Genomic DNA, 2,918 nt, shown 5'->3' with positions numbered 1-2,918 from the left:
GGGTGTGGCTCTTCCCGAGGGATGATTGCTGCTCAGGCCGTGAGGTCGTAGTTGTGCTGGTCAGGGGCGGGGTAGAGCCGTTCGTGTTCGCGGGCGAGGTGGAAGGTTAAGTAGGCGTCGAGGTCTCCGTTGTCCTTCACGGCGCGGAGTTTGAGGACGGCTTCGGCGCCGTCGAGTCCCCACCTTGCTCCGGTGATCTCCAGGCGGTCGCCGATGAGGTGCCTGCATGCGCCCTCGATCGGGCCGGTGGCGATCGGCCAGCCCTTGGCGAGGGCGGTGTCGTAGTGGAGCTGATCGAGGTGGCCGGTGAGGTAGCGGACGCAGGCGTCGGCGGCTTCGCGTTTGGTTCCGCGTAGTCCGCTCTGCTCGGCCTGCGCGGTGATCTCAGCGGCAGCTCGGGCGGCCTGGCCGTGGAGGATCGTGGTCAGGTGGCCAGCGACCCAGACTTCGGCCGCCGGGGTGCCGGGCTGGTGGAAACTGTGCGCGGCCGCCCACACGTACTCCGAGACATGCACGATGTCGAGCAGGACATGGACGGTGATGCCGCGCCGGCCGGCCTCGGTCTGGATCAGGTCGAGTTGGTGGCGGGCGCCGTCGACGAGGGCGACCCAGGTCCGGACGTGATCGCGGTCGCGGGCCTCGGCCTGCTCGAAGGCGGCGGCAATCGTGTGCTCGGGCGGGTGGATCACTGAGCCGGTCAGCCACTTCGCCCGCGCTTTCGGCCCCGGCCGTGGCGCGCGGGTGCCGCTGCGGCCGTCCGGTGGGGCGATGATGTCGTGCGGCCGCCTGGGGGCGGGATCGGCGTCGAAGACACAGGCCAGCGTGGCCATCCTCTTGCGGTGCGGTTTCTCGCCCGGCGCGAGCCGGGTGCGCATCGCCCGCTCGGTGTTCAGGTGTGCTTTCAAGGTCGCGGGCCGCAGGGCCTCGGGCCGCATCGCGATGCCCTTGCCGTCGGCCTGGAGGACCAGCGTCGTGGACGCGGTCGCCGGCAGGGGAACGCGGTGCCGGTAGAAGCTGTCGATGTCACAGGCCGCGGCCACGACGAGGTGTTCGGCCTGCCGTTTACCCAGGACCTTCCCGCACCGGCCCTCGATCGCCTCCCTCGCCTGATCGTAGGAACCACGCACCGCCTCGGCGACAGCGAGCCGGCGCAGGCCGTGTGAGTGCAGCCCGGCGGGCAGCGAGAGGTCCGCATCGAGCGGATGGACGTTGCTCATCGACGTGCCCCGCCATGCGGTCCGTGTCACCGTGACCGTGCCGAACACGCAGGCCAGACGCCGACAATGCCCTGGTTCACGATGTGGGCGAACCTTTCCGTCCGCGCCCCGGACCACCTCCCGGCCGGCCCGACCCGTCCGGTCCCGCTCCTGCCGCTCCCGCAGATCGAGATGGGCCTGGAACAGCAACCGGAGCAGCTCACGGCCCCGCACCTCGATCAGATCCTCCAGATCATGATGGGGCAGCACGGCCGAGGCCGGGCCAGCCAGCACCTGTGTCAGGCGGTCGAAGGCACTTGCCGCGGCGGCGAACGGATCGATGGCATGCAAGGCGTCGTACGGTTCCACAACGGCTCTTCTTTCTTCCGCGCTTCGGTTTGGGTGGTACCTCCGAAGTTAGAGAGAAGAGTCTTTATCGTTCCGCGAGTTCACTTAATTTCACGTCCCGGCCCGGGTGGGCCGCCGTGAACCGCCCCGGCGCGTCTTCCACCAGCCAGCCTCGTTCCACCAACCGCTTCAGCTTCCCCCGCGTCCCCTCAATCTTCGCGGTCACCGCGGGCAGCCCGATCCTGGGCACGATCTGCTTCGCCTGCACCGGCTTCGCAGCGTCCGTGACGACCTCAACGATGTCCCGGTACACATCCGGCAGCGCCTCCACCGAGAGCCCCTCACGCCAGTGCGGCACCATGATCGCCCCCACCACCCGCACCCCGGACTCCACCACACCCTCCGGCTCCGCGCCCCCGGCCACCGGTGCAGCCGTCCCGGTTCCACCCAGATCCATGATCACCTCAGTCACCGTCTCCCGGGTGATCCGCAACCGCGACCACGCCTCCCGCTCACCCTCAAGACGAGCGGTCAACTCCACGATCTCCGCTTCCAGCGCCTCCACCCGGGCCCGGGCCGCCGCCTCCCGCGCCTCCAACTCCTCGATCAACGACACCATCCATGCCCCCTACCCGAACACTGCGGTCAGGCTCTGTTCACAATGGCCAGCATGGCAGCCATCTCTCCCGCGTCGAGACTGATCACCGCAGCAGCCCGGGAACGGCTGCGTCCGCTTGGCCTCCGCCAGCAGGGCAGGTCCCGTATCTGGATCGATGATCACGGATGGTGGATCGGCATCGTGGAGTTCCCCTCGCCTCGCTGGAGCCAGGGAAGCGGACTCACCGTGGGGGCAATGTGGCTGTGGTGGGACCTCGGGTACCTGGCCTTCGACTTCGCCGAACAGGTCCGGCCGACAGAGGACTTCCGCAACGAAGCACAGTTCACCACCGTCGCGACCGCACTCGCCCATGAAGCCGAACAGCGGGTCAAGGACCTCAGGGCCCGGTTCGTCGACCTCGGCACCACCGCCGAGGCACTGATGGGACGGCCCAGCCGGCCCGGCTACCTGTGGGAGGACTTCAACGCCGGCGTGGCCGCCGCACTGGTGGGACAGCCCGAAGTGGCCCGTCAACGACTCGATCGGGTCCGGCACGAAGACCCAATCGCGGACTGGATCCAGCAGGCACAGCAGACGGCTCACCACATCTCGGGCATCGCCCACGACACGATGGCGGTCCACGACTGGGCCGGGACCAGGATCACTTCATGCAGGAAGAAGCTGTCGCTCGCGGAGCCACCAAATCCGCTGACCATTACCTAACGGCCACCAGCGTTTTCCCAGCTCAGCCCTTCCCCGAGAACGAGCCACACCCA

Annotated in this window: 3 protein-coding genes; 1 reads left to right on the top strand and 2 read right to left on the bottom strand. The window is 68.5% G+C overall.

Translation table 11 applies throughout. The annotated features are described in order from the left end of the window. Positions 1 to 32: 32 nt before the first annotated feature. Positions 33 to 1,565, bottom strand: a complete 1,533-nt coding sequence (locus ACGF5O_RS49020; RefSeq protein ID WP_393816436.1) for an ISKra4 family transposase — start codon at positions 1,563 to 1,565, stop codon at positions 33 to 35. A gap of 64 nt (positions 1,566 to 1,629) precedes the next feature. Further along, complete coding sequence (locus tag ACGF5O_RS49015; protein WP_393816435.1) at positions 1,630 to 2,163, bottom strand: hypothetical protein; 534 nt, start codon at positions 2,161 to 2,163, stop codon at positions 1,630 to 1,632. 51 nt (positions 2,164 to 2,214) lie between these two features. Between ACGF5O_RS49015 and ACGF5O_RS49010 the strand changes: the two genes are divergently transcribed. After that, a complete protein-coding gene (locus ACGF5O_RS49010; protein ID WP_393816434.1) occupies positions 2,215 to 2,865 on the top strand; it encodes a hypothetical protein in 651 nt (216 codons plus the stop codon). The last annotated feature ends 53 nt before the right edge of the window (positions 2,866 to 2,918 follow it).

Source organism: Streptomyces sp. NPDC048291, assembly GCF_043201715.1.
Lineage (GTDB): Bacteria > Actinomycetota > Actinomycetes > Streptomycetales > Streptomycetaceae > Streptomyces.
Note: the sequence above shows the minus strand (reverse complement) of the source record. Positions and strands in the feature narration are given on the sequence as shown.

What these genes read in the sequence shown, in the direction of transcription:
- ACGF5O_RS49015 (WP_393816435.1), bottom strand. Translation starts at nt 2,163, where the DNA reads ATGGTGTCGTTGATCGAGGAGTTGGAGGCGCGGGAGGCGGCGGCCCGG.
- ACGF5O_RS49010 (WP_393816434.1), top strand. Translation starts at nt 2,215, where the DNA reads ATGGCAGCCATCTCTCCCGCGTCGAGACTGATCACCGCAGCAGCCCGG.